The following is a 26594-nucleotide window of genomic DNA, read 5'->3' as shown; positions in this document are numbered from 1 at the left end:
GCGCCTCAGACTGGGGCCAGCTGCCGGTCCAGCCGCAGCTCGCGGTCGCCCGGGGCGGCGATCGAGTCGTCATGGGTCACGCAGACGACCACCCGGCCGGCCAGCGCGGTGCGCAGGTCACGGACCAGGGCTGCGGCGGTCGGCGGGTCCAGGTGTGCCGTCGGCTCGTCGAGGAGCACCACGTCCCGGTCGGCCAGCAGCACCCGGGCCGCGGCCAGGCGCCGGCGCTCTCCTCCGGACAGTGCCGTCCCACCGGCACCGACGGGGGTGTCCAGGCCGGCGGGGAGGCCGTCGACCAGCGGGCCGAGACCGGCTGCGGCCAGGGCGCCCCGCATCTGCGGCTCGGTCACCGTGCCGCGCGGGCCGGCCACCGCCAGGTTCGCCCGGATCGAGGAGGCGAAGACGTGCGCCTCCTGGGGCAGCCACGCCATCGCGGCACGGATGTCGTCGCCGGTCAGCGTCGCGGTGTCCACCCCGGCCAGGTCGTACCGGCCCGACCGGGGACGCAGCGCCGCCAGCAGCGTGGCCAGCAGCGTCGACTTGCCGGCACCCGACGGACCCCGCACCACCAGCCAGCCCTCCCGGTCGGCCACCAGCGACACCTCCCGCAGCACGTCGGGTCCACCGGGCCAACCGGCGGTCAGGTCGGAGGTGCCCAGCTCCGTCACCGGGGTCGGCGCAGGGGCGGGGTGCACCTGGTCGGCGGCGACCGGTGCGGTCAGCACCGACTCGACGCGGGCGCGGGCGTCGGCCCAGGCGCCCCGGCGCTGGAGCGCACCGACCAGCCCGGCCAGCGGCTCGGCCAGTGCCAGTGGCGCCAGGGCGAGCACCGCCACCACGGGGCCGGTCATCCCCGCTGCCCAGCCCAGACCGGCTCCCACGACGGCGGCCAGGCCGCTCGCCAGGGACACCACCCCGCCCGACAGCGCACCGGCCCGCACCCCGACCCGGGCGGCCGCGGCCTGCCGGCCCGCCAGCGCCTCGACCTCGGCCACCACGACCCCCTGCGCGCCGTGCACCCGCAGATCGGCGGCACCGTCGAGCAGGGTCGCGGTCTCCCGCAACGCGGTCACCCGCAGCTCGGCCTCGGTCCGCGCGATGCCGGCATCGACCCGGCGGTGCAGCGCCCACACCACAGCGACCCCGACGGCCAGGACCGCCAATACCCCGGCCGCGGCGGTCGGCTCGACCAGGGCGAGCGCCCCGGTGGTCACCAGCACGGCGGCGCCGGCCACCGCCGGCGGGGTCAGCACCCGCACCGACAGGTCCTGCAGCAGACCGACGTCGCCGACCACCCGGCCCAGCGCGCTGCCGGGGGTCCGTTCGGCGGCGATGCCCTGCCGGGCCAGCGCGGCCCAGACCCGCACCCGGGTGGTCTCGGCCAGCCGGAGCGCGGCGTCGTGCGCGGTCAGCCGCTCCCACCAGCGCAGCAGCGCCCGGGCCAGCCCGAAGCCGCGCACCCCGGCGGTCGCGACCAGCAGCGTCAGGATCGGCGGCATCTCGGCCGCCCGGAGGATCAACCAGCCCGACAACCCGGTCAGGGCGACCCCGGCCAGTGCGGTCAGGGTGCCGGCCGCGACAGCCCGGGTCAGCGCGGCCCGGGGCCAGGACAGCGAGCCGGCCGAGGTGACGGGGGCGGCCGTCGTGGGGGAGGCCTGCTGTACGGCCATGACGGGCGCCGGGGACGGTGCAGGGGCAGTGGTGGGACGGGCGGCGGTTCCGGTCCCGGCCAGCCGCACCGTCCGGTCGGCCAGCGACGCCAGCACCGGGTCGTGGGTGACCAGCACCGTGGTCACCGTGCCGCGCAGTCCGGCGAGCACCCCGGCGACCAGGGCGGTGGCCACCCCGTCCAGGTGCGCGGTCGGCTCGTCGAGCAGCAGCAGCGACGCCCCCCGGCGCACCCGCACCAGCGCGCGGGCGACCGCCACCCGCTGCAGCTCTCCGGGCGACAGCGTCGTGCAGCGGCGGCCGGCCAGCTCGGTGCCGCCGACCCGGGCCAGCGCCTCGACCACGAAGGCCTCGGCGACCACGGCGTCCAGCGGGTCGTCCCGGGACACCAGCGCGTGCAGCCGCAGCTCGTCGGCCACCGTCTCGCCCACGGTCCGTGGGTGCTGCGGGACCACCGCCACCGATGCCGGCACCCCGGCCAGCGAGCCGGCGACCGCTGCCGACGGGGCGAGCGACCCCGCCAGCGCGGCCAGCAGGGTCGACTTGCCCGATCCCGACGGCCCGGCCAGCGCGACCAGCTCGCCCGGCGAGACGGTCAGCGACGTCGGCGGCAGGGCGGGCACTGCGCGGCCGGGGTGCGTCACCGCGAGGTCGGTGACGGTCACGGCAGCACCGCGGGGGTCGTCCGCCTCGACGGCCGGCCGGGGGGCCGCGGCCGGAGCGGCGAGTACCGCGCGGGCCTCCCCGGCGGCCTGCCCCGCGTCGGCGTTGGCGTGGAAGGCCTGGCCCAGCGCCCGCAGCGGGGCGAACGCCTCCGGGGCCAGCAGCAGCGCGGTGAGCCCGACGGCCAGCCCGACGTCGCCCTCGACCAGCCGGATGCCCACGGTCACCGCGACCAGCGCGACGGACAGGGTGGCGATCAGCTCAAGCACGAGCGCCGACAGGAACGCCAGCCGCAGCGTCGCCGTCGTCGTCGTCCGGTGCCGGGCACCCAGCTCCTCCAGCGCGGCAGCCTGGTCGGCGGCCCGGCCGAGACCGGTGAGCACCGGCAGACCGCGGACCAGCTCGGCGACGTGCCCGGCGATCCGGTCCAGTGCCCGCGCGGCTGCCGAGGTCTGGTCGGCGGTGTACTTCCCGACCAGCACCATGAACACCGGCACCAGCGGCAGCGTCACCGCCACCAGCACCGCAGAGAGCAGGTCGGTGCCGGCCAGCACGAGCAGCAGCACGGGCGGCACGACGAGGGTCTGCGCGAGCGCGGGCAGGTACGTCGCCAGCGCCGGGCCCAGGTCGTGCAGCCGGGTGGTGGCCAGCACCGCAGCCGGCCCGGTCCCCCCGGCGGCCTCGACCGCCGCCGGGGAGGAAGCCAACCGCTCCAGCAACGCGGAGCGGAGCGCGTCCTCGCTGCGCCGGGCGTCCCGGGCGGCCAGCACCTCGCCCAGCGCACCCGCCGCGGCCCGCACCAGCGCACCGACGGCGGCCAGCGCGAGCATGGACAGCGGGGAGCCCCCGGCGACGATGCGGCCCAGCGCGTGCGCCAGGCCCGCGGCGAGCAGCACCAGCCCGCCGGTCTGCAGCACCGCCACCACCGCGGCCCGGACCAGCGCCGCGCGCACCCCCGGCACGCCCTCCAGCGGGCCGAGCGGGCCCCGGCTCACGCGGCGGCCGTCTCGTGCTCGGGCTCGGCCGTCAGCCGCTTGCGGAACACCCAGTAGGTCCAGGCCTGGTAGCCCAGCACCACCGGCAGCCCGAACCCGGCGACCCAGGTCATCACCGTCAGCGTGTAGTCGCTGACCGAGGCATCGGAGACCAGCACGTCGAAGGCCGGGTCGATGGTCGAGGGCAGCACCACCGGGAACATCCCGGCGAACACCGTGGCCGAGGAGGCCAGCAGCAGCACCGCCCAGCCGGCGAACGCCTGGCCCTCCCGGCCCACCTTCAGCCGCGCCCAGGTGACGACGACGGCCAGCGCCGCGACCACCCACAGCAGGCCGGTGACGAACGAGCCCGAGCGCAGCTGCACCAGCCCGGCCCAGGCCAGCAGGGGCAGTGCACCCACCGGGGCCAGCCGGAGTGCGAGGGAACGGGCCCGCACCCGCAGCTCGCCGTCGGTCTTCAGCGACAGGAACAGCGCCCCGTGCACGAGGGAGAACGACAGCACCGCGACCGCGCCCAGCAGCGCCGGCCACGACCAGCCGGCGAACGGCCCGCCCACCCGGATCCCGCCCTCACCGATCGGCAGCCCCAGCGTGGTCGCGCCCAGCGCGGCGCCGATCCCGCCGGCTGCGACGAGCGAGCCGCCGACGATCACCCGGGTCCAGGCGGCGTCCCAGCGCGGGTCGTGCGAGGAGTGCCGCCACTCGAAGGCCACCGCCCGCACGATCAGCCCGACCAGCACCAGGACGAACGGCAGGTACATCGCCGGCAGCCAGGTGGCGTACCAGCCGGGGAAGGCGGCGAACACGGCCCCGACCGCGGTCACCAGCCACACCTCGTTGCCGTCCCAGAGCGGGCCGATGGTGCGCAGCATGAGGTTCCGGTCGGCGGGCTTGCGGCCGAGCACCGGGAGCAGGGCCGCGACGCCGAAGTCGAAGCCCTCCAGGAGGAGGAAGCCGGTCCAGAGCACCGCGACGGCGACGAACCAGAGGGTCTGCAGGTCCATGACGGGACTCCCGATCAGTGGGCGAACTGGAGGACGTCGTCGCTGGCGTCGTCGTCAGCGCGGGGTGCGTCGTCCGGCGCGGCACCGGTGCCGACGCCGGGAGTGGGGGTGGTGTCGCCGTCCGTCACGCCCTTGCGGACGAACCTGGTGATCAGCCCCAGCTCGATCACCGCGAGCGCCCCGTAGAGCACGCCGAGGGTGATGAGCGACGTCCAGACCTCGGCCGCGGAGATGCCGGGGGAGACCGCCTGGGCGGTGAAGAAGTAGACCTGCTCGGACACCGGGACGTCGGGGTTCGGGTAGACGACGAAGGGCTGGCGGCCCATCTCGGTGAAGATCCAGCCCGCGGCGTTGCCCACGAACGGGGCGCCGACCGCGGCGAGGGAGCCGTAGACCCCGATCCGGGACGTCGGCACCCGGCCGCGCCGGGTCGCCCACAGCGCGTAGGCAGCGACACCGGCGGACACCGCGCCCATCCCGATCATCAGCCGGAAGCCCCAGTAGGTGACGGCCAGGACCGGCGTGTAGTCGATCGGCTCGCCGGCCTTGTCGCCGTAACTCGGGTCGTCGGGGTAGGTCGCGCCGTAGGTGTCGGCGTACTGCTCCTGCAGCTCGTTGACCCCGGGCACCGGCGAGGAGAAGTCGCTGTGGGCCAGGAACGAGAGGATGTACGGGATCGTGATCGAGTGCACGTCGTCGCACTCGTTGCTGCCCAGCTTGGAGAAGGCGAACAGCGAGAACGACGCCGGCGCCTCGGTCTCGCAGAGCGCCTCGGCCGAGCTCATCTTCAGCGGCTGCTGCTGGTACATGAGCTTGCCCTGCCAGTCACCGGTGAGGGCGACGAGCGCGAACGCGGCCAGCGAGACGTAGCCGCCGACCCGCACCGACCGGCGCCACACCTGGTGGTCGACCTCGTCGCGCGGCCGGTCGGCCAGCGCCCGCTTGCGCAGGTGCCACAGGCCGACGCCGACCAGCAGGCCGCCGGCGACCATCAGCGAGGCGACGATCGCGTGGCTGAAGGCGGCGAGAGCGGTGTTGTTGGTCATCACCGCGAAGAAGTCGACCTGGCGGGCCCGGGGCTCGCCGCTGGAGGTGTCCAGCACGACGCCCACCGGGTGCTGCATCCAGGAGTTGGCCGCGATGATGAAGTACGCGCTGATGATCGAGCCGATGACGGCGGCCCACAGCGTGGCCAGGTGCAGCTTCTTGGGGATCCGGCCCCAGCCGAAGATCCACAGCCCCAGGAACGTCGACTCCAGGAAGAACGCCAGCAGCGCCTCCAGGGCCAGCACCGAGCCGAACACGTCGCCGACGAAGCGGGAGTAGGCGCTCCAGGCGAGTCCGAACTGGAACTCCTGGACCAGTCCGGTGGCCACGCCGAGCACGAAGTTGATCAGGTAGATGCGGCCCCAGAACCGGGTCATCCGCAGCCACTCGGCCCGGCCGGTGCGCACCCACATGGTGTGCATGACGGCGACCAGGAGCCCCAGGCCGATGGTCAGCGGGACCATCAGGAAGTGGTAGACGGTCGTGATGCCGAACTGCCAGCGTGCGATCTCGAGCACGTCCACCGGGTGGCCCCTTCGCCTGTCGTACGATCGGTCCACTTCTTTCTACGCCGAGTAGAACTGTATTTCTACGGCGCGTAGAGAACCGCTGTGTGAGCCGTGTGACAGGAGGACCGATGGCATCGCTGGGGGAGCTCGAGCGGGCCGTGATGGAGCGGTTGTGGGCCGCCGAGGGGCCGGTGGCCGCCACCGTGCTGCGGGAGGAGCTGGCCGCCTCGGGGGAGCGCTCCATCGCGCTGACCACCGTGCACACGGTGCTGACCCGGCTGGAGTCCAAGGGCTTCGTGGTGCACGACGACGCCCGCCCACGCCGGTTCGCCGCCCGCTCCACCCGCGAGGACCACGCGGCAGACCTCATGCACAAGGTGCTCGGTCAGGCCGGTGACCGGCAGGCCGTGCTGGCCCGCTTCATCGGCTCGGCCAGCCCCGGCGAGGCCGAGATGCTCCGGGCCCTGCTCGCCGGCACCGACTGACCGACCCCGTGCTCCCGCTGTCCGCCGTCCTGCTCGGGGTGCTCGCCGCGCTCCTGGCGTGGCCGGTGCCGGCGGCGCTGGCCCGGGCCGGCTGGACCCGGCGCGACCCGTTGGCCGCGCTGGTCTGCTGGCAGGCCGTGGGGCTGGCCGGGGGCCTGTCCATCATCGGGGCGCTGCTGGTGCACGGGTTGTCCCCGTGGGGCCACTCGCTGCCCGAGGCCTGGTGGCACTGGGTCACCGGCACCCCGGCCGAGGAGCCGGTGCGCGGGGACCACTGGGTGGCCCAGACCCTCGCCGCCGTCCTCGCCCTGGAGCTGCTGGGCGTGCTGGCCCTGAGCCTGGTGCGCACCGCCCGTACCCGGGCCCGGCACCGCGACCTGCTCGAGCTGCTGGTCAGCCCGGCCCCCGACGTGGACGCCCGGGTGCTGGAGTCGCCGGTGCCCGCGGCCTTCTGCATCCCCGGCGCCCGGCCGATGCTGGTGCTGTCCTCCGGGATGATCGAGGAACTGGACGCCGGTCAGCTGGCCGCCGTCGTCGCGCACGAGCGGGCCCACCTGCGCGAGCGGCACCACCTGCTCCTGCTGCCCTTCGTCGCCTGGCGGGCCGCGCTGCCGGTGCTCCCGGCCGCCGACCGGGCGCACGACGCCGTCCGCGACCTGGTCGAGATGCGCGCGGACGACGTGGCACTGGCCGAGCTCAGCGGGCCCGCGCCGCGCCGCACCCTGGCCCAGGCGATCGTGGCCGCCGCCGCGGGTGGGGCACCGCAGGGTGCGCTGGCGGTGAACGGGGGCCCGCTGGCGGCGCGGGTCACCCGGCTGGTGGAGCCCGCCGACCCGCTGCCGGCCTGGGGGCGACCGGTCGCGCTGGCCGCGGCGCTGGCGCTCCTCGCCGTCCCCACGGTCCTGCTGGTGCTGCCGGCGCTGCTGCCTACTTGATGCCCGAGCGCACGAACCCGGCCACGAAGTAGCGCTGGAACGCCAGGAACACCGCCACGATCGGGACGACGTTCACCAGCGCGAACGCCATCGTGGCGCCGTAGTCGGAGTTGAACTGCCCCTGCAGGAACAGCAGCCCGATCGGCAGGGTGAACAGCCGGTTCTCCCGCAGCGCGATCAGCGGCCAGGCGAAGTCGTTCCAGGTCTGCAGCAGGCTCATGAAGAACAGCACCGCGATCAGCGGCTTGGACAGCGGCAGCACGATGCTGCGGAACACCCGCCAGTGCCCGGCGCCGTCGATCCGGGCCGCCTCGATGAGTTCGCGCGGCACCGAGAGCATCGACTGGCGGGCCAGGAACAGCCCGAAGGCCGAGGCCGCGGTGGGCAGGATGACCGCCCAGTAGGTGCCGTAGAGGCCCAGGCCGGTGACGATCCGGAACAGCGACACCATGATCACCTGGATGGGCAGCACCAGCGTGGCGATCGCGGTGAAGAACAGCGCGGTGGAGCCGGGGAAGCGCAGGTGCGCGAACGCGTAGCCGCCCATCAGGCTCAGCGTCACCGACAGCACGGCCACGACCAGCGAGATGGCCACCGAGTTGCCCAGCCAGGTGAACACCGGGAACGAGCCGAACACCCGCTCGACGTTGGCCAGCGTGAACGACCGCGGCCACAGCCGCAGCTGCCCGCCCAGCAGCTCGGCGCGGCTGGAGAACGCCACCACGAGCATCCAGTACAGCGGCGCCAGGATCACCAGCGCGGCGACGGTGGCCAGCGTCAGCCGGACGGCCAGGGAGACGCGCCGGGTGCGCCGGACCGCCGGGGACAGCACCCGGGTCGGGAGGGCGGTCACTCGACCAGGTCCCGGGTCCGGCTGCTGCGCCACTGCAGCAGGGCGAAGACCAGCGCGAAGAGCATCAGCACCATCCCGATCGCCGCGGCGTAGCCCTGGTCGCGGGTGACGAAGCCGGTGTCGTAGGCGTAGGTGACCAGCACCGAGGTGGCGTTCTGCGGCCCTCCGCCGGTGAGCACGAAGACGATGTCGAACACCTGGAACGAGTAGATGACGTTGAGGACGACGAGGAAGAACGTCGAGGGCCCCAGCAGCGGCAGGGTCACGTTGCGGAACCGCGCCCACGCGCCGGCGCCGTCGAGCCGGGCCGCCTCGTAGAGGTCGGGGCCGATGCCCTGCAGGCCGGCCAGGTAGATGAGCATGTTGAACCCGGTGCGCCACCAGATGGTGACCAGCACGATCGTCACGAACGCCGGGATGCCGTCGGACTGCCAGTTGAGCGTGGGCAGCCCGAACGCGGCGAGCAGCTTGTCCAGGATGCCGGTGTTCTGGTCGAAGACCAGCACCCCGATCAGCGCCGTGGCCACCCCGGAGACCGCCATCGGGATGATCAGGATCGACCGGAACAGCCCCCGTGCGGGCAGCACCGAGTTCAGCAGCACCGCCATCGCCAGGCCCAGCACCATCGAGGCCACGGTGACCACGACGGTGAAGACGACGGTGTTGGCCAGCGACCGCCAGAAGACCGGGTCGGTGACCATCCGGGCGTAGTTGTCCAGGCCGACGAACTCGCCGTCCCCGAAGCCGTTGGTGCGCTGGAAGCTCAGCAGCAGCGCCCCGACGAGCGGGACGATCACGAACAGCCCGAGCAGGACGACGGTGGGGGAGAGGAACCCGTAAGCCGCCCAGGTCTCCCGGCCGAACCGGCGGGGTGCCCGGGGTGGGGCCGCCTCGACGGGAGGCGGTGCCTCGAGCAGGTCGGTCACCGGGTGGCGTCCGCGATGCCCGCGGCCATCGCGGTGACCGCGGCCGCGGCGTCCTGGCTGCCCAGGAACGCCTGGTCCAGCTGGTCCTGCAGCACCGGGATGATCCCGGACATGAACGGCGAGGCCACCTGGGCGGCGTCCTCGGGCTCCACGGTGGCGGCCTGCCCGGCGAACACCGGGGCCAGCTCGGGGCGGACGTCGAAGGTCAGCGCGTCGCCCTGCAGGTCGGCGCGGGTGGGCAGCAGCGACGCGGAGCGGCAGAAGTCGGCCATCAGGTCGCGCTCGGTGACGAACTCCAGGAACGCCGCAGCCAGCTCGGGCTTGGCCGTCTGCGCGGTGGCCACCAGGGCGTTGCCGCCGAAGTCGCTCCCACCGCGCACGTTGCGCGGGGCGAACGTGGCGCCCCACTCGAAGTCGGCGGTGGTCTCGGCGTCCGGGATCTGGAAGGCACCCGACCACACCATCGCTGCCGTGCCGCCGAACCAGGCCTCGCTTGCGTAGCTGGCCGAGGTGGTCGTGTTGTTGGCCGGCACGAAGCCGTTGCTGAAGAAGCTGGAGCTGAACTCCACCGCGGCCCGGCCGGCGTCGGAGTCGATCAGCGGGGTGCGCTGGTCGGTGTCCAGGAACGCGCCGTCGGCCTGGAAGAGCAGGCTGAGCCAGCGGGTGACGCCGTTGCCCTGCCAGTTGTAGGCGAAGGGGTACCGGTCGGCGGGCAGTGCCGAGCGGAGCTGTTGGGCGACGCCGGTGAGCTCCTCCCAGGTCCAGGCCTCCTCCGCGGTCTCCGGCACGGTGGTGATGCCGGCGGAGGTGAGCAGGTCGCGGTTGTAGAGGACCGCCGAGGTGTCGGTGTGGTGCGGCAGCCCGAACGGGCTGCCCTCGTTCTGCACCGCGGCCCAGGCGGCCGGGGTGAACCGGTCCTGGGTGTCGGCGGACAGGTACGGCCCCAGGTCGAGGAGCTGGCCCTGGCCCGCGTAGGCGCCGAACGTGTAGTACGGCACCCGAAAGAGGTCCGGCGGGTTCCCGGCCTGCAGCTGGGCGTCGATGTTGGTGAACATCTGCTCGTAGGGCACCGCGTTGAGCTCGACGGTCTGCCCCGGGTTGGCCTCGCCGAACGCGGCGATCGCGGCCCGGAAGCCGGCCAGCTCGGCGTCGGTGCCCCAGGTGGTGAAGGTCAGGGTGTCCGCGTCGTCGGAGGACGACCCGCCCCCGCCGCCGACGAACCCGCACTTGGCGAGCAGCAGCGGGGCGGCCAGGGCGCTGGTCCCGGCGAGGAAGGCACGGCGGGAGAACTCCACGGTGGACTCCTGGGGTGAGGGTGCTCGCCGGAGGGAGCCCGGCCGGATCCGGAACACCCTAGCTCCGGCCTTGACCCGAGGAAGCCGGGGTTACCGACCCGGCGCGGCGCGGTCCAGCCGGGCGTGCAGCTCGGTCACGTCGTCCTGCAGGCCGATGATCACCTCGGCCGACGCCAGTGGATGACCGTCGTCGAGCAGCGTGCGGACCCGCACCGCGAGCTGCAGCTGGGTGCGCGACCACCGCCGGTGCCCCCCGCTGGACCGCGCCGGCTCCACGACCCCGGCGGTGTCCAGACTGCGCAGGAACGCGACCTGGACGCCGAGGAGCTCGGCGGCCTGACCGATGGTGTAGGTCGGGCGGTCGGGGTCGTCCAGGCGCTGCAGGGGGTCGGTCACGGTCTCTCCGGTCCTGGACGACGAGGGGCGGGGCCGGTCGGCCGGCCCCGCCCCTCGGGATGACGGGTCAGCTCTGCACTGCCTGCTGCTCCACGGCCTCGATGGTGGCCGGGGTGTCGCTGCGGCTGACGGTGATCTTGCGGGCCTTGGCCTTCTCGGCCACCGGGATGCTCACCGTGAGCACCCCGTCGTGGTAGCCGGCCTCGAGCCGGTCGGTGTCCAGGCTGCGGCCCAGCACCAGCTGGCGGGTGTAGCTGCCGAACGGCCGCTCGGCGACCGCCCACTCCGCCCCCTCGAGCTGGGGCACCGAACGCTCCGCGCTGATCGTCAGCGTGGTGCCCTCGATGGACAGGTCGATGGAGCCGGGGTCGACGCCGGGCAGGTCGAAGTGGGCGACGAACTGGTCGCCCACCCGGTAGGCGTCCATCGGCATCCCGGCCAGGGCGCGGGCGGTCGTGGTGCCCGACCGGCCGGTGAGCTGGTCCAGCGCGCGGAAGGCGGAGGACAGCGGGGTGGTGGAGCCGAACGGGTCGTACGCGGTGAGCATCGGGGAAGACACCTCCGTGAGTGCTGGTCGATCGTCATGCGTCCACTGGTCCCTATCTCCAGCGGCACCTGCAGATTACCTAGAGCATCCCATGAGTCAAACCCCCCCTCTGTCCACCCCCTTCTTCCGATGATCATGGGGTTGTTGCCGGTGACCCGCCGGTGGAACGCGTGTCCGCCGGCAACAACCCCGTGATCACCGCGGGGTGGGGCGCCAACCCCGGCTGATCAGGGCCCGTTCCGTGCGGTCGAGGAGGAGGTGAGGTCGGGCCAGATGGCGGCTGGTGAAGCGCTGGACCAGCCAGCCGTCGGCGGCGGCGAGGGAGTGCCGGTCGACGTCGGTGTGCAGCTTCTCCACCGAGGCGTGCCCGACCCCCTCGTACTCCAGGACCAGGCGGTACCTCGTCCAGACCAGGTCCCCGTGGGTGACGACGACGCCCCACCGGTTCTCGAGGGGGCCCTGGGGCTCGGGGTCGGGCAGGTGGCTGTCCAGCATCCAGCAGCGGACCAGGCTCTCCGGTCGGGACTGCGCGAGCGGGGTCAGCCGCGGCGCACAGTGCCGGGCCCGGACGACGCCCCGCAGACCCTCGGCCCGCACGAGTCGCTCCGCCACCGACGCCGCGTCGAGGTGGCCCAGGCGGAAGAGCGCGTCACCGACCGCGACCAGCTCGTCGGGCCGGGTGGTGCGGGCCAGGTCGAGGAAGGTCTGGGCCCCCGAGGTCACCGGGACGCCGTCGACCAGGACCACGTCGGCCGGCTCCAGGTGCCGGTGCACGACGGTCAGCCCGCTGCGGTGCGGGACCAGCCGGTCGGGCGTCACCACCGCCTGCAGCACGTCGGGCGGGTCGACGAACGCCCCCATCAGGGCCGCGGCGGTGTGCAGCCCGAACGCGGCGCCCGCCGGGAGGGTGGGCGCCCAGGCCCGGCAGCGGGTGAGCAGGTCGTCGTCCGACGCCCGGGAGAGGTAGACCCCACGCCCCAGCCGGACGCCGTCCGCCCCGATCTGGCGCCGCGTCATCCCCGCCGCGCGGGCCCCCGCCCAGGTGTAGGTGCTCTCGAACTCCACGCCCGGCACCGTGCCGCGGAAGGCGGCCGATGGGGCTCCCACGAGCACGTCTGTGGACAGCCCCCCACCCTGTGGACACCCACCTGCACCCCGCCCCCTCGACGGTGATCATGGCCTTCTTGCCAGGGGACACGCTGGTCTCCGGCGAGTCCCCGGCAACAACCCCATGATCACCGCGGAGGGGGGAGGAGGAGGGGGGAGGGAAGGGAAGGGGTCAGTGCTTCCAGCGGGTGGCTCGGCAGACGCCCTCGGGGGAGGTGTTCTCGAAGAGGGCGATCTCCCCGCGGCGGACGTCGACCACCGTCGCGTGCAGCTCCTCGCCGAAGGCCTCGGCCAGGGCGGTGTCGGCCTCGAAGGCGCGGACGGCCTCCTCCAGGGTGGCCGGGAGCGGGTGGATGCCGGCCTCGCGGCGGCCCTCCTCGGACAGCGACGCGGGGTCGACCCCGATCGGGTCGGGCAGCGTGCCGCCGGCCCGCAGGCCCGCGCGCCCGGCGGCCAGGCAGGCCGCCATCAGCAGGTAGGGGTTGGCGGCCAGGTCGAAGCTCTTGACCTCGACGTTGGCCGAGGACTGCCGGTTGCCGTCCGGGCCGGTGACGAAGCGGACGGCGGCCTCCCGGTTCTCCAGCCCCCAGGCGGCGAACGCGCCGGCCCAGTGCGAGGGCACCAGCCGCAGGTAGGAGGCCACCGAGGGCGCCCCGACGGCGAGCAGCCCGGGCAGGTGGCCGAGCAACCCGGCGGTGAACGCCTCGCCCTCGGCGGTGAGCCCGAAGGTGCCGTCGCCGCCGGACATGAGGTTCTCGCCGTCGCGCCACAGCGACAGGTGCACGTGCCCGCCGTTGCCCACCCCGTCCGCGGTGACCTTGGGGGAGAAGGAGACCCGCAGCCCGTGCTGGGCCGAGACGGCGGTGATCGTGTTCCGGACCAGCAGCGCGGTGTCGGCGGCGCCCACCGGGTCCTCGGGGCCGACGGAGACCTCGAGCTGACCACCGGCGTACTCGGGGTGGAACTGGTCGACCCGGACACCCTCGGCGGCCAGCGCCTCCAGCAGGTCGCGGGCGTAGTCGCTGACCTCGGCCAGCCGGGTCATCCCGTAGGCCGGCCCGGACAGCGCGGGCACGAACGCGTCGGGGTCCTCCGGCAGGCCGTCGGGGTCGGCGACGACCCACTCGATCTCGAACGCGCCGCGCACGGTCAGGCCGTCGTCGGCGAGCTCGGCGACCAGCCGCCGCAGCAGCGAGCGTGAGCACTGCACGTGCGGCGTCCCGGCCTGGGTGTAGCGGTCCACCGGCGCCCACGCCCACCCCGGCTGACCGGCGAGCAGGGTCAGCCGGGACAGGTCGGGGTGCAGCCGCAGGTCACCGATGGCGGAGCCGGCAAACCGGCCGGCCACGATCGAGTCGTCGAGCAGGAAGCCGTCGAAGACCGGGCTCATGCCCACACCCCAGGCGGCCGCCGAGGGCAGCTTCGCCAGGGGCACCGTCTTCACCCGGGTGATGCCCGAGGTGTCCACCCAGGGCAGGGCGACGCCGACCACGCCGGCGTCCTCGAGGTCGGGGAGCAGGCCCTCGGCGGTGGCGCGGCGCTCGTCCCGGGTGTGCTGATCCAGCTGGTCCATGCGCGGAGTCTGCCGCCGCCCGGGCCGGCCCACCACACCGGCTCAGGCCGCCGGCACCTCGTCCGCCCGCCGGAACCCGGAGACCGCCAGTCCGACGGCGGTGGCCGCGATCAGCAGCGCCCCGGCGGTCAGCGCGACCCGGGGGGAGGTGGCGACGGCGAGCGCCCCGCCCAGCGGCGCGCCGAGCACGACGGCGGCCCGGTTCAGCGAGCGCATCGTGGCGTTGGTCCGGCCCTGCAGGTGGTCGGGGGTGACGGTCTGCCGGTGGGTCATCTCGAACGGGCCCTCCAGGCCCATCCCGAACCCGAACAGCACCTGCCCGAGGACGGCGGCGGGCAGCGCGGGGCCGACCAGCAGGGGCAGCCCGGCCAGCGTGAGCACGCCGGCGGTCTCCAGTGCCCGCCCCAGGACGACGGTGCCCGGTCCGCCGGTGCGGCGGCCGACCGCGCCGGCCACGGTGGTGCCGAGCAGCGCCCCGACACCGGCCCCCGCCGTCGTCACCCCGAAGCCGAAGGCGCCCAGGTCGAGCACGTCCAGGCTGTAGGCCACCGCCACGGTGCCGACCGCGGCGTTGCCGACGAACCAGACGTGGGTGGCCAGCGCCAGCGGGCGCAGAGTTGGGTGCCGGTACAACCAGACCAGGCCCTCCCGCAGCTCACCGAGCACCGCCCGGCGGGGCGCCCGGGGTGGGCGGGGGTCGGCCAGCGGCGTGCGCCAGACCAGCACGGCGGCCACCACCTGACCGACCGCGTCCACCGCCAGCGTCAGCGGCGCCCCGATCACCCCGGCGAGCGCGCCCCCGAGCAACGGGCCCCCGCCCTGGGCCACCGCCTCGGACTGGTGCAGCGCGGTGTTCGCCCGCGCGAGGCCGGCGGTGGGCACCAGCCGGGGGAGCAGCGACTGCTGGGCGGCGTCCCCGAACACCGAGAGCAGCCCGAACCCGAACAGCACCGCGGCCACCGAGGCGACGGTCAACTCGCCGGTCGCCCACAGCACCGGGACCAGCGCGAGGACCACGCCGCGGCCCAGCCCGGTGCCCACCAGCAGCGGCCGACGGCGCACCCGGTCGGCGACCACCCCGGCCAGCAGCCCGACCAGCAGGTACGGCGCCCACCGGGCGGCGTTGACCCACCCCTGGTCCAGCGACGAGCCGCCCAGGGTCACCGAGACCAGCACGCCGACGGCGACGGTGGTGACGTAGGAGCCGAACGTGGAGACCGTCGAGGCGGTCCAGAACAGCGCGAACCCCGGGGTGCGGGGCTCGCGGGTCACGGCAGGTCGGCTGCGATCGCCGACGCGGTGGCGACGACGGCCCGGCCGATGTCGGCCACGTCGTCCCGATTGCCGGTGTAGACCACCGCGGCCGCCGCCCGGGCGGTGCCGTCGGGGGCCAGCACGGGGGCGGACACCGACCGCACCCCGGGGATGACCTCGCCCTCGCTGACCGCCCAGCCGGTGGCCCGCGCGGTGACGAGCTCGGGCCGGTCGTCGGCCGCGGGCGGGTCGGCCATGAGGAGCGCGAGCCCCGGCGCGCCGAGCCCGACCGGGTGCCGCGTGCCCGGGCGGCGGGTGACGTGGCTGGGCACGTCGCGCGGTTCGACGCTGGTGAGGGTGACCGCGTCGGCGCCGGCCCGGACGACGAGGAACCCGGTGCAGCCCAGCCGCTCGACCAGCGGGGTCAGCCGCGTGGTGGCCGCGGACTGCAGGCTGGTCCGCACCCCGCGGGCCAGCACCGACACGGTGAGCCCGAGCCCGAACCGGCCGGCCGGGTCGCGCTCGACGAAGCCGCGGTCCTCCAGCGTGCGCAGCAGCCGGTAAGTGATCGAGCGGTGCAGGTCGACGGCGGTGGCGATCTCCATGACCGGCCGGGGTGAGCCGGCCTCGGCCAGGTGCTCCAGGATGCGCAGGCCCCGGTCCAGGGTCTGCGACTGGGGCGCGGGGGCGGTCACGGCCACACCCTACGAGCGGGCCCGCTGCGCCAGCAGCGGCGCGAGCCGCATCGGCACGACCTCCACCAGCGCGATCACGGTGCTGGCCCGCTCGACGCCCGGCGCGGTCAGCACCTGCTCGGTGATCCGGTAGAGGTCGGCGGTGTCCCGGGCGACCACCCGCGCCAGCAGGTCGCCCTCCCCGGTGGTGGCCAGCACCTCGACGACCTCGGGGATCGCGGCCAGGGCGGCGGCCGCGCCCTCCCCGCCGCCGCGCTGGCTCAGCGACAGCGTCATGAACGCCAGCAGCCCGCGGTCCAGGGCGGCGGCCTCCACCCGTCGGCTCGGTGCGCCCAGCGCCCCCTCGGCCTCCAGCCGGCGCAGCCGGGCGTGCACGGTGTTGCGGGCCAGGCCGAGCCGGGTGGACAACGCCATCGTGGAGGCCTGCGGGTCGTCGTCCAGGGCCAGCAGGATGCGGGCGTCGGTGGCGTCGAGGGTGGGCATGCTGCGCAGCTCCAGCAGGTCGGTCGGGCTCCTCGTTGCGCACTCTGCGCAGCGTGTCGGCACATGTTTGCGCACTCTCGCAGTGCGCCGCCACCCTGGCGCTCGTGACCGCACTCGACGAGCGCCCCGCGTCCCGCCCGACGACCACCACCACCGTGAGCGTCGCGGAGTACCTCGGCGCCCGGCTGCTGCAGGCCGGTGTCACCGACCTGTTCGGCGTGCCCGGGGACTTCAACCTGGACCTGCTCGACGGGCTGGCCACCGTCGAGGGGCTGGCCTGGGTCGGGTCGCCCAACGAGCTCGGCGCGGGCTACGCCGCCGACGCCTACGCCCGGGTGCGCGGGCTCGCCGTGCTGGTCACCACCTACGGCGTGGGGGAGCTGTCGGCGATCAACGCCCTCGCCGGGGCGGCCGCGGAGGACGCCCCGCTGCTGCACGTCGTCGGCTCGCCCCGCCGGGCCGCCGTCGAGGCCGGCGCCCTGGTGCACCACACGCTGGCCGACGGCGAGTTCGGGCACTTCTCCCGGGCCGCCGCCGAGCTCACCGTGGTCACCGAGACGCTGACGCTGGAGCGGGCCGCCGAGCAGATCGACACCGTCGTCCTGGCCGCCACCACGCACCGCCGGCCCGCCTACCTGTCCGTGCCGCAGGACCTCGCGCTGGCCCGGATCGACGCCGGCCCGCTGGAGCACCGGCTCACCGCGGCGTCCGACCCGGCTGCGCTGCACGCCTTCGAGAGCCGGGTGACCGAGCTGCTGGTCGACGCCCAGCGCCCGGTGCTCGTCGTCGGCCAGCTGGTGGCGCGCTTCGGGCTGGGCGCCGACCTCGCCGACCTCGCCGCCCGGGCCGGCGTCGCCGTGGTCACCCAGTTGTCCGCGCGCGGCGTCCTCGACCCCGAGCACCCCTCGTTCGCCGGCGACCACGCCGGGACGATGCTGGACAACGGCACCGCCGAGCTGGTCGCCGCCGCCGACGTCGTGGTGCAGGTCGGGACGCTGCTGACGTCGGAGCTCACCGGCTTCGGCTCGCACCGCCGTCCGGGTGCCGACACCCCGTTCCTGGCCGCCACCGAGGCCGGCTTCGGGGCCACGGCGACCGGCCGCGTGCTCCTCCCCGACGCACTGGCCGCCCTCGACCGGGCACTGGCCGGCCGCCGCGGGCCGCGGTTCGTCCGCGCCGGCCGACCCGTGGCCGCGACCCCGGTGCACGCCCCGGACGCACCGCTCACCCAGGCCGCCACCTGGGACCTGCTCGCTGCCGCCCTGCCCGAGCACACCGCGCTGCTCGCCGACACCGGCACCGCCTACTGGGGTGCCGCCGCCATGCCGCTGCCCGCCGACACCGTGTTCGGCGGCCAGCCGGTGTGGAGCTCGATCGGCTACGCGCTGCCCGCCGTCCTCGGTCAGGGCCTGGCCGACCGCACCCGTCGTCCGGTGCTGGTGATCGGCGACGGCGCCGCGCAGATGACGGTGCAGGAGCTGTCCACCATCGCCGCGGCCGGCCTCGCCCCGGTCGTGCTGCTGCTGGACAACCGCGGATACACGATCGAGCGCGCGCTGCAGAGCCCGCGGGCCTCCTACAACGACGTCGCCGCCTGGGACTGGTGCGCGCTGGTCCCGGCGCTCACCGGGGACCGCGGCCGGGCGGTGTCGGTGCGCACGGCCGGCGAGCTGTCCGCCGCCCTGGCCGACGCCTTCGCCGACACCACGCACCTGGTGTTCGTGCAGGCCCACCTGGACGCCGACGACACCCCGCCGCTGATCGACGCCCTGGCGCGGCTCGCCACCGCCGCCAAGGGCTGAGGCTCAGGCGGGGGAGAGCCGCCACCCGGCGTCGTCCCGGCTGCTGCGCACCAGCCGGAGCACCGCGTACAGCGCGACGACGACGCCGAGCATCTCCAGCAGCTCCTCGGCCGCGGTGACCAGGAGGTAGCCCGCCCGATCGCCGTGGGCCAGCAGCACCTGCCCGCTGACGGTCTCCAGCACCAGCGCGCCGGTGAAGAACAGCACCGCGGCCAGCAGGAACGGGCGACGGTCGGCCGGGGACACCGCCCGCAGCCCGCGCACCAGCAGCACCAGCGCGACCGCGGCCAGGGCCAGCCCGGGCAGCACCCAGGTGAAGTGCAGCCCGGAGTCGACCACCCCGCCGAGCCGCTCGTGCAGCCCGGTCAGCTCGTCCAGCGACAGCGCCAGCAGGCCGACACCGAGCAGGCCGAGGAAGCGGGCCACCCGCGGGTGCGTCGGTCGGTGCAGCGCCGCGACCACGAGGGTCACCACGCCGGTGACCACCAGCAGGCCGCCGGCGAACCAGGTCGGCAGGTTCATCTCGGTGTTGACGTCGAAGTACTGCAGCCACCAGGGCGGCGCGATGCCGGGGGTGGCGATCTCGCGGCGGTACGCCAGCCAGCGGGTGAGGAGGCTGACCGCGACGACCGCGACGGCCACCACCGCCAGCACCCGGGCCAGGCGGTGGCCGGTGCGGATCTCGGTCGGGGGCACGCCGGGACGGTAACGACGGGTGATGAGACCCTGGTGAGGGCCCGGCGCAGGACACGACGCGTGAACACCGTGTGACGTCCGCGCCGATCTGGCCCACGGGGGCGCACACTCCCCGCACCAACCCCCGTTGCGCTGTGCAACGGCTGTGCGTGAGGAGTCGTCATGGCGGTCGCCGACCAGGAACGGTCCACGAAGGGCGGCCTGCGCCGCTCGCTGTCGGTGTGGCAGGCGATCGGGCTCTCGGTCGCGCTGATGGCGCCGTCGATGGCGGCCAACATCAACCCGCAGGGGACGGCGTCCACCGTCGGGCGGGCCGTGCCGCTGGCGTTCCTGCTGGCCGCGGTCGGGGTGCTGCTGGTGGCCTACGGGTTCGTCCGGCTGTGCCAGTACTTCCAGCACGCGGGGAGCGTCTACGCCTTCGTCGGGGCCACGCTCGGCCCGCGCACAGGGCTGTTCTCCGGGTTCGGCCTGCTGGGCACCTACTGCTTCTACGGCGTGGTGACCGCGAGCGCGACCGGCATCTTCGGGACGGCGTTCCTCACCCAGGTCGGCATCTGGCCGAACCCGCCGTCGTGGGGGCCGTTCGTGATCGTCGCCGTCGCCCTCGTCGCGGCCTACCTGCTCACCGTCGTACCGGCCAAGCGCGGCACCAGCGTGCTGCTCAGCGTCGAGGGCGTCACCGTCGCGCTGATCCTGGTGATCGTCGCCGTCGTGCTGGTCCGCCTGGTCGGTGGCAGCACCCCCGACGAGGGCACCTTCGCCGACCGCGGCTTCACCCTCGACGTCTTCAGCGTCTCCCCGGGCACCGACGTCTCCGCGGTGTTCCTCGGCGTCGTCTTCGGGTTCCTCTCCTTCGCCGGCTTCGAGGCCGCGGCGACCCTGGGGGAGGAGGCGAAGAACCCGCGGCGGGACATCCCCCGCGCGATCCTGGGGACGGCGCTGTTCGGCGGCGTGTACTTCGTCGTCGTCACCGCGGTGGAGATGATGGCCTTCGGCACCGACGACGCCGGGGTGGCCGCCTTCACCGCCTCCCCGTCGCTGCTCGGCGACATCGGCACGAGCTACATCGGCTCCTGGATCGGCGACGTGATCACCCTGGGAGCCGCGATCAGCGCCTTCGGCTGCTGCCTGGCCTGCGTCGTCGGGGCGTCCCGGTTGGTGTTCGCCTTCTCCCGGGACACCGCGTCCGAGGGCAGGGAGACCAGCGGGCTGGCCGCGGTGAACGGCGAGGGCGTGCCCGCCCGGGCCGCGCTGGCCTCGACGCTGGTGATGGCGCTCATCGTGGCCGTCAGCGCACTGTTCTTCGGCGCGCAGGCCGAGGACACGTTCTTCTGGTCGGGCACCATCGGCACGCTGATCCTGCTGGTGGCCTACGTGCTCACCACGGTCGGGGCGATCCGGCTGGTGTTCGTGCAGAAGAAGCTGCCCGGGGTGCCGATGTGGCAGGTGGTCATCCCGGCCGCGGCGCTCGTCGTGCTCGGCTACACGATCATCCGCAACGTCTTCCCCTACCCGGCCTACGCCGACGGTGCCGCGTTCTGGTTCCCCGTCGTGGCCGGCGGGTGGCTGCTCGTCGGGTTGGTCGCGGTGCTCGCCAAGCCGGCCATCGCCCGCCGGGCCGGCGCCGCCCTGATGGCCGCCGAGCTGGGCAGTCGGGAGGCGGTGGGCAGCTGAGGTGGGTTACATGGGGCCGTGGCTGACACCGACGTCCACCCGTTCACCGTCGACATCCCGCAGGCCGAGCTCGACGACCTGCGCGACCGGCTGGCCCGCACCCGATGGCCGGCCGACCAGCAACTCGAGGGCGAGCGCGGCATCCCGCTGGAGCTGACGAAGCGGCTGGCCGCGCACATGGCCGGGGAGTGGGACTGGCGCGAGCACGAAGCCGCGCTCAACGCCCACGACCAGGTGACGACGACGATCGACGGCACCACGGTGCACGCCCTGCACGTGCGGGCGGCCGACCCGGACGCGCCGGTCGTCGTGCTGCTGCACGGCTGGCCGGGGTCGGTCGTGGAGTTCCAGCAGGTGATCGGGCCGCTGGCCGAGACGATGCACGTCGTCGTCCCGTCGCTGCCCGGGTACGGCTTCTCCGGGCCCACCCCGACCGGTGGCTGGACGTCGCAGCGGATGGCCGCCGCGATCGCCGAGCTGATGGCCCGGCTGGGGTACGGGTCCTACGTCGCGCACGGTGGCGACTGGGGCTCCCGGGTGGCCCGTGACCTCGCGGTGGTCGACGCGGCGCACGTGGCCGGCATCCACGTGACGATGACGATGGGGCTGACCGACGAGTCCGACCAGCGGGCCGCCGACCGGGCGACGACCTACGCCAAGGAGCTGTCGGGCTACAACAAGACGCAGGCCACCAAGCCCCTGTCGCTGGCCCCGGCGCTGACCGACTCCCCGGCCGGGCAGCTGGCCTGGATCGCCGAGCGGTTCCGCGACTGGACCGACCCGGCCTCCGACGTCCTCGGGCCGCAGGCGCTGGGCCAGGTGCTGGCGAACGTCGCCGTCTACTGGTTCACCGGGACGGCGGGGTCGTCGTCCCAGCTGTACTGGGAGCGCCGCGAGCACCCCGGCGACGAGTGGTCGGCCACGGTGCCCACCGGGGTGTGCGTGCTGCCGCACGACATCCACCTGCCCTCCCGATCGGCGGTGGAGGCAGCCACCACCCTGGTGCACTGGACCGAGCTGCCCCGGGGTGGCCACTTCCCGGGCATCGAGGTCCCCGAGCTCTTGGTCAAGGACATCCGCACGTTCGTGGAGCGGGTCGTCCGCTGACGCCCCGCCACCGAGTGACAGCTGAGCGGGGCTGACGGGCCCGGGCGAGACCGCTGAGCTGTCACTCGGCGAGGGTCAGTCCAGGAGGTAGTGCCGCAGGGTCGGGCCGAGCCACGTCTGGGCGTCCTCCCGGGACATCGCGACCAGCGGGGGGACCCGCAGCACGTACCGGGCCAGCGCGAAGCCGAGCACGGTGGCGCCCACCAGGGCGGCGCGCTCGGCGGGCCGGTCGTCGGTCACCGCGGCCAGCGCCGGGGCCACCTGGGCGGCGAACACCTCGCGCATCGCGGCTGCGGCCACCTCGCTGGTGGTCGCCGCGCGCAGCAGGGCCAGGAACGTGGGGTCGTCCTCCCAGACGGCGAAGAACCGGTCGACCAGCACCCGCGCCAGGTCCCCGGCCCGCACGCCGGTGAGGTCGGGGAGCCCCAGGTCGAGGTCGGCAGCTCGGGTGAACAACCCCTGCTTGCTGCCGAAGTACCGGATGACGAGTGCGGCGTCGACGCCGACGTCGGCGGCCACCGCGCGGATGGTCGTGCGGTCGAAGCCGTCGGTGGCGAACCGGGCCCGGGCCGCGTCGAGCAGGGCCTGCTCGGTGGCGGCGGCATCGCGGGGGCGCATGGCCGGAGCCTAAGTCATCAGCCGTTGACACCAGGCCTACCGTCATGTCATCAGGTGATGACACGAGGAGGCCGGCATGGACGACGTCGTGGTCGTGGGGGCAGGACCCACCGGGTGCGCGGTGGCCGGGGAGGTGGCCCGGGCCGGTGGCTCGGTGACGATGCTGGAGAAGCACGCCGCGCCCAGCCCGCTGAGCAGGGCGTTCGGGGTGCACGCCCGCACCCTCGAGCTGCTGGACAGCCGCGGCCTGGCCGACGAGCTGGTCGCCACCGGCACCCCGGTCGACCGGTTGCAGTTGGTCGGGGACGCCGGGCTAGACCTGAGCCGGCTGCCCAGCCGCTTCCCGTTCGTGCTGATGACCCCACAGGTGCACGTCGACCGGTTGCTGGAGCGCTACGCCCTCGACGCGGGTGCCCTGGTCGAGCGCGGGGTGACCGTCACCGGCCTCGACCAGGACGGCGACGGCGTCGTCGTCCGGGCGGGGGAGCGGGAGTGGCGGGCCCGCTGGGTGGTGGGCGCCGACGGGGTGCACAGCGCCGTCCGGCAGCTGGTCGGGCTGCCGTTCCCGGGCCGGACGGTGCTGCGCTCGGTGGTGCTGGCCGACGTCCGGCTGCCCGCGCTGGCCGCGACCGAGCTGCGGGTGGACGTCGACGCGCACGGCTTCGGGTTCCTCGCCCCGTTCGGTGACGGCTGGTTCCGGCTCATCGGGTGGGACCGCCGCCGCCAGGTCGGCACCGACGCACCCGTGGAGGACGCCGAGGTCGCCGGGCTGCTGCAGCGGGTGTTCGGGCTGCCGATGGGGGAGGTGCGCTGGTCGTCCCGGTTCGCCAGCGACGAGCGCCAGGTGCCGGCCTACCGGGTGGGTCGGGTGCTGCTGGCCGGCGACGCCGCGCACGTGCACTCCCCGGCCGGCGGGCAGGGCATGAACACCGGCATCCAGGATGCCTTCGCGCTGGGCTGGCGGCTGGCCGCCGGCGACCCCGACGGCTACGAGCGCGAACGGCGTCCCGTCGGCGCCACGGTGTTGCGCTCCTCGGGGGCGACGATCCGGCTGATGACCCTGGGCGGCGTCCGGGGCCGGGTCGCCCGGGCGGTGGTGCTGCGCGGTCTGTTCCGGCTGCCAGCGGTCGCCCGCCGCGGCGCCGGGCTGTTCTCCGGGGTCGGCATCCGGTACCCCGGCCCGGGGCTGGTGGGCACCCGCGCGGGCGATGTCCCCCTGCGCGGGGCCCGGCTGGCCGAGCGGCAGCGGACGGCCGGCTTCGTGCGGATCGGACCCGAGGAGCGCACCGACGGCGGCCCCGGCCTGCTGGTCCGACCCGACGGCCACATCGCCGAGGTCAGCTGATCCCGGTGAGCTGTTCGGACGCCGTCCACAGCGCCTTCGCCAGGTCGACGTCGGAGGCCGACTGCGACCGGCCGACCAGCGTCGGGGCGCCGCGGCCCTCCTGGAACCCGGACGGGCCGGCGTAGCTGCCGCCGGGCAGGTCGGCGGTGGCGGCGAAGAGCGTGGGCAGCGCGCCGTCGGTGTCGGACTGGGCGATGAACCGGTTGCCCAGCTTCATCCCGAGGTCCTTGAGCCGGCTGCCGGTGTGCGACTGCAGGTTGGTCGCGGCGTACCCGGGGTGTGCGGCCGTCGAGCGCACCGTGGAACCCGCGGCGGTGAGCCGGCGCTGCAGCTCGAGGGTGAACAGCAGGTTCGCCAGCTTCGAGGCCCCGTAGGCGCCGGTGTCGGAGTAGGGCCGGTTCTCCCAGTTGAGGTCGTCGAGCACGATCCGCCCGCCACGGTGCAGCCCGGAGGACACGGTGACCACCCGGTCGGTGACGTGCGGCAGCAGCAGGTTCGTCAGCGCGAAGTGACCCAGGTGGTTGGTGCCGAACTGCAGCTCGAAGCCGTCGGCGGTGCGGCCCTGCGGCACCATCATGATCCCGGCGTTGTTCACCAGGACGTCGAGACCGCCCTCCCACCCGGCGGCGAACTCCCGCACGCTGGCCAGGTCGGCGAGGTCCAGCCGGCGCACCTCGACGTCCCCGGTGATCGACCGGGCGGCCGCCCCGCCGCGCTCGGTGTCCCGGACGGCCATGACCACCCGCGCGCCGGCGGCGGCCAGTGCCCGCGAGGTGGCCAGGCCGAGCCCGGAGTTGGCCCCGGTGACGACGACCGTGCGGCCGGCCTGGTCGGGGATGTCGGCGGTCGTCCACGGGGTGCTCATGCCGTCCACGGTAGAGACTGCGCGGGTGGACCTCACCGGGCTCGAGCTGATCGACCACCACTGCCACGGCCTGGTGCGCCGTGACCTCGACCGCCCCGCGTTCGAGGCGATGCTCACCGAGGCCAGCGCGCCGAGCGCGCTGGGCGGGTCGCTGATGGACTCCCAGATCGGGTTCGCGCTGCGCCGCTGGTGCCCGCCGCTGCTGGACCTCGAGCCGCACACCGACACCGACACCTACCTCGCCCGCCGGGCCGAGCTCGGTGCCGACGAGGTCAACCGCCGGCTGATGGCCGCGGTCGGCACACAGACGTTCCTGGTCGACACCGGCTACCTGCCCGAGCCGATCACCAGCCCTGCCGAGCTCGCTGCGCTCACCGGCGGCACCGGGCACGAGATCGTCCGGCTCGAGGCGCTGGCCGAGGAGTGCCTGGCCGCCGACTGCGGCGCCGACGGGTTCGCCGCGGCCTTCCGTGACCGGCTGGCCGAGCGGGCCCGCTCGGCCGTCGGCTGCAAGTCGATCGCCGCCTACCGGGTCGGCCTTGCCCTGGACGGCGCCCGGCCCACCGACCTCGAGGTGTCCCAGGCCGCCGACCACCTGCTGCACGGCCGGGGCCCGCTGCGGATCGCCGACCCGGTGCTGCACCGCTTCCTGGTGTGGTCGGGCATCGACGCGGGGCTGCCGGTGCAGTTCCACGTCGGCTACGGCGACGCCGACGTCGACCTGCACCGCTGCGACCCGCTGCTGCTCACCGACCTGCTGCGGGCCACCGAGCCGGCCGGGGTGCCGGTGCTGCTGCTGCACAACTACCCGTTCCACCGCAACGCCGGCTTCCTGGCCCAGGTGTTCGGCCACGTCTTCGTCGACGTCGGGCTGGCCACGCACAACCTGGGCGCGCGCTCGGCGGCGCTGCAGGCCGAGCTGCTGGAGCTGGCCCCGTTCGGGAAGGTGCTGTTCTCCTCCGACGCCTTCGGTCTCGCCGAGCTGTACGTGCTGGGCACGCTGCTCTTCCGCCGCAACCTGGGGTCCTACCTGGGCGACGGCGTCGCGGACGGCGCGTGGACGGCGGACGACGCCGAGCGGGTGGCCGCGATGATCGGCTCGGAGAACGCCCGGCGGGCCTACCGGCTCTGAGACCCGGCCTCGGTGTCGTCCTGGGCGGGGACGACGTCGGGCAGCGGGTGGAGCTGTACGTGCTCGCCGCGGTAGGCGTCCCGGAACCCGTCGGCGTCGGGGAACAGCACGGCCCGGGTGCGGTTCAGCGCGGTCAGGTGGCTCCGGATGGTGCCCTTCAGGCGCGCCGGGACGACGAGGGCGCAGAACGGCAGCCGCGTCGGTCGCCCCGCCCGCCGGGCGGACTCACCGAACAGGACGCCGAGCTTGTCCCTCCCCGGCGCCGGGCCCAGGCGCAGCGGCAGGCCGTCGATGCCGCCCGGTGACTCGACCGTCGGGACGACGCCGGAGAGGTGGAGGCCCTGCTGGGCCGAGGATCGCGCGCTCGGGACCGTCGGTCGGACCAGGAACGGCTCGCCCCGCACCGCCGACTCCCGCAGCGCCTGCCGCAACGTGGGGCCCAGCGGGTCGACGGTGTCGTGGGTCGGCACGGCCGTGACGTCGACGGCGAACACGACGCCGGCCTGGTCGTCCCCGCTCGCGCAGGCGAACCACAGCGCCGTCATCGGGTCGTGCGTGACGTCCAGCAGCCGGGTCGGCAGCCCGTGCTGCTGCAGGTGGGCGAGCAGCTGGAGGTCCGAGGCCGGTGGGCCCAGCTCCCGGGCCAGCCCCCACTCCCGGGCCTCCCGCAGCATCGCGACCTCGTGCTGGCGCACCAGCTGCTCGTTCGGCAGCGGCTCGCCCTCCGCGACGATCAGCTCCCGCAGCAGCGAGGACCGCAGCCGGAACGCGCTGTTCGTGCAGCCCCGCCACACGTACCGCCGGTTCGCCGACAGCGACACGATCCGGGTGATCGCCCGGAACGCCTCGTCCTGGGAGTCCACCCGGTGGCCCCACCCGCTGCGGACCCAGCCGGGGTCTGCCTGGTCCGTCACGGGCCG

The 26594-nt window shown here is 74.7% G+C and carries 24 protein-coding genes; 7 read left to right on the top strand and 17 right to left on the bottom strand.

What is annotated here, in order from left to right:
• Nucleotides 1-5: 5 nt before the first annotated feature.
• The 3 genes from cydC to ASG36_RS18015 are packed head-to-tail and all read right to left on the bottom strand — an operon-like array spanning nt 6 to nt 5895.
• Entirely contained in the window at nt 6-3326 is a 3321-nt protein-coding gene (gene cydC / locus ASG36_RS18025) for a thiol reductant ABC exporter subunit CydC (protein WP_082523261.1), read from the bottom strand.
• On the bottom strand, nt 3323-4330 hold the full coding sequence (cydB, locus tag ASG36_RS18020; RefSeq protein ID WP_055767131.1) for a cytochrome d ubiquinol oxidase subunit II: 1008 nt from the start codon (nt 4328-4330) through the stop codon (nt 3323-3325). Before cydB ends, cydC begins: the two co-directional genes overlap by 4 nt.
• 14 nt (nt 4331-4344) lie before the next feature.
• On the bottom strand, nt 4345-5895 hold the full coding sequence (locus ASG36_RS18015) for a cytochrome ubiquinol oxidase subunit I (protein WP_235495222.1): 1551 nt from the start codon (nt 5893-5895) through the stop codon (nt 4345-4347).
• 119 nt (nt 5896-6014) lie between these two features.
• Between ASG36_RS18015 and ASG36_RS18010 the strand changes: the two genes are divergently transcribed.
• Both ASG36_RS18010 and ASG36_RS18005 read left to right on the top strand, forming a co-directional pair.
• A complete protein-coding gene (locus tag ASG36_RS18010) occupies nt 6015-6371 on the top strand; it encodes a BlaI/MecI/CopY family transcriptional regulator (RefSeq protein ID WP_055767124.1) in 357 nt (118 codons plus the stop codon).
• Nucleotides 6372-6379: 8 nt separating this feature from the next.
• Nucleotides 6380-7306, top strand: coding sequence for a M56 family metallopeptidase (locus tag ASG36_RS18005; protein WP_055767121.1), 927 nt, complete (start codon nt 6380-6382; stop codon nt 7304-7306).
• Here ASG36_RS18005 and ASG36_RS18000 read toward each other — a convergent pair.
• From ASG36_RS18000 to ASG36_RS17955, 10 genes are all read right to left on the bottom strand, one after another.
• Complete coding sequence (locus ASG36_RS18000; RefSeq protein WP_200944550.1) at nt 7299-8159, bottom strand: carbohydrate ABC transporter permease; 861 nt, start codon at nt 8157-8159, stop codon at nt 7299-7301. The genes ASG36_RS18005 and ASG36_RS18000 overlap by 8 nt on opposite strands.
• On the bottom strand, nt 8156-9085 hold the full coding sequence (locus tag ASG36_RS17995; protein WP_200944549.1) for a carbohydrate ABC transporter permease: 930 nt from the start codon (nt 9083-9085) through the stop codon (nt 8156-8158). Before ASG36_RS17995 ends, ASG36_RS18000 begins: the two co-directional genes overlap by 4 nt.
• Entirely contained in the window at nt 9082-10380 is a 1299-nt protein-coding gene (locus tag ASG36_RS17990; protein ID WP_157498925.1) for a sugar ABC transporter substrate-binding protein, read from the bottom strand. Before ASG36_RS17990 ends, ASG36_RS17995 begins: the two co-directional genes overlap by 4 nt.
• Before the next feature lie 90 nt (nt 10381-10470).
• Nucleotides 10471-10776 carry a MerR family transcriptional regulator gene (locus ASG36_RS17985; RefSeq protein WP_055767118.1) on the bottom strand — a complete coding sequence of 102 codons (306 nt, stop codon included), beginning with the start codon at nt 10774-10776 and terminating at the stop codon, nt 10471-10473.
• Between the two features lie 67 nt (nt 10777-10843).
• Nucleotides 10844-11323 (bottom strand): Hsp20/alpha crystallin family protein, encoded by a 480-nt coding sequence (locus ASG36_RS17980; RefSeq protein ID WP_055767115.1) that lies wholly within the window; start codon nt 11321-11323, stop codon nt 10844-10846.
• 195 nt (nt 11324-11518) lie between these two features.
• Nucleotides 11519-12388 (bottom strand): hypothetical protein, encoded by an 870-nt coding sequence (locus ASG36_RS17975; RefSeq protein ID WP_235495220.1) that lies wholly within the window; start codon nt 12386-12388, stop codon nt 11519-11521.
• Nucleotides 12389-12602: 214 nt separating this feature from the next.
• Nucleotides 12603-14003 carry a glutamine synthetase family protein gene (locus tag ASG36_RS17970; protein WP_157498923.1) on the bottom strand — a complete coding sequence of 467 codons (1401 nt, stop codon included), beginning with the start codon at nt 14001-14003 and terminating at the stop codon, nt 12603-12605.
• A gap of 42 nt (nt 14004-14045) precedes the next feature.
• Nucleotides 14046-15275, bottom strand: a complete 1230-nt coding sequence (locus tag ASG36_RS17965) for an MFS transporter (protein WP_055767110.1) — start codon at nt 15273-15275, stop codon at nt 14046-14048.
• Nucleotides 15272-15952 carry an IclR family transcriptional regulator gene (locus tag ASG36_RS17960; RefSeq protein WP_235495218.1) on the bottom strand — a complete coding sequence of 227 codons (681 nt, stop codon included), beginning with the start codon at nt 15950-15952 and terminating at the stop codon, nt 15272-15274. The genes ASG36_RS17965 and ASG36_RS17960 overlap by 4 nt, the downstream gene beginning before the upstream one ends.
• Before the next feature lie 9 nt (nt 15953-15961).
• Entirely contained in the window at nt 15962-16435 is a 474-nt protein-coding gene (locus tag ASG36_RS17955; protein WP_055767106.1) for an Lrp/AsnC family transcriptional regulator, read from the bottom strand.
• A 104-nt stretch (nt 16436-16539) separates the two neighbouring features.
• On the opposite strand from ASG36_RS17955, the gene ASG36_RS17950 reads away from it, so the two are divergent.
• Complete coding sequence (locus tag ASG36_RS17950) at nt 16540-18237, top strand: thiamine pyrophosphate-binding protein (protein ID WP_162245208.1); 1698 nt, start codon at nt 16540-16542, stop codon at nt 18235-18237.
• A gap of 3 nt (nt 18238-18240) precedes the next feature.
• Here the strand turns inward: ASG36_RS17950 and ASG36_RS17945 are convergent, their stop codons facing one another.
• Nucleotides 18241-18933: a hypothetical protein gene (locus tag ASG36_RS17945; RefSeq protein ID WP_055767103.1), complete on the bottom strand. Its 693-nt coding sequence runs from the start codon at nt 18931-18933 to the stop codon at nt 18241-18243.
• 162 nt (nt 18934-19095) lie between these two features.
• Between ASG36_RS17945 and ASG36_RS17940 the strand changes: the two genes are divergently transcribed.
• Both ASG36_RS17940 and ASG36_RS17935 read left to right on the top strand, forming a co-directional pair.
• Nucleotides 19096-20607 (top strand): APC family permease, encoded by a 1512-nt coding sequence (locus ASG36_RS17940; protein ID WP_055767100.1) that lies wholly within the window; start codon nt 19096-19098, stop codon nt 20605-20607.
• An 18-nt stretch (nt 20608-20625) separates the two neighbouring features.
• On the top strand, nt 20626-21714 hold the full coding sequence (locus ASG36_RS17935) for an epoxide hydrolase family protein (protein WP_055767096.1): 1089 nt from the start codon (nt 20626-20628) through the stop codon (nt 21712-21714).
• Between the two features lie 75 nt (nt 21715-21789).
• On the opposite strand, the gene ASG36_RS17930 is transcribed toward ASG36_RS17935, so the two are convergent.
• A complete protein-coding gene (locus ASG36_RS17930; RefSeq protein WP_055767093.1) occupies nt 21790-22332 on the bottom strand; it encodes a TetR family transcriptional regulator in 543 nt (180 codons plus the stop codon).
• 76 nt (nt 22333-22408) lie between these two features.
• On the opposite strand from ASG36_RS17930, the gene ASG36_RS17925 reads away from it, so the two are divergent.
• Entirely contained in the window at nt 22409-23677 is a 1269-nt protein-coding gene (locus ASG36_RS17925) for an FAD-dependent monooxygenase (RefSeq protein ID WP_055767090.1), read from the top strand.
• Here ASG36_RS17925 and ASG36_RS17920 read toward each other — a convergent pair.
• Complete coding sequence (locus tag ASG36_RS17920; RefSeq protein WP_055767850.1) at nt 23670-24542, bottom strand: oxidoreductase; 873 nt, start codon at nt 24540-24542, stop codon at nt 23670-23672. The two genes, ASG36_RS17925 and ASG36_RS17920, sit on opposite strands and share 8 nt — an antisense overlap.
• 25 nt (nt 24543-24567) lie before the next feature.
• Here ASG36_RS17920 and ASG36_RS17915 point away from each other — a divergent pair, with 25 nt between their 5' ends.
• Complete coding sequence (locus ASG36_RS17915) at nt 24568-25674, top strand: amidohydrolase family protein (RefSeq protein WP_235495216.1); 1107 nt, start codon at nt 24568-24570, stop codon at nt 25672-25674.
• Here ASG36_RS17915 and ASG36_RS17910 read toward each other — a convergent pair.
• On the bottom strand, nt 25662-26588 hold the full coding sequence (locus ASG36_RS17910; RefSeq protein WP_055767083.1) for an FRG domain-containing protein: 927 nt from the start codon (nt 26586-26588) through the stop codon (nt 25662-25664). The two genes, ASG36_RS17915 and ASG36_RS17910, sit on opposite strands and share 13 nt — an antisense overlap.
• Nucleotides 26589-26594 lie beyond the last annotated feature (6 nt).

It is taken from the genome of Geodermatophilus sp. Leaf369, assembly GCF_001424455.1.
Classification (GTDB): Bacteria; Actinomycetota; Actinomycetes; order Mycobacteriales; family Geodermatophilaceae; genus Klenkia.
Note: the sequence above shows the minus strand (reverse complement) of the source record. Positions and strands in the feature narration are given on the sequence as shown.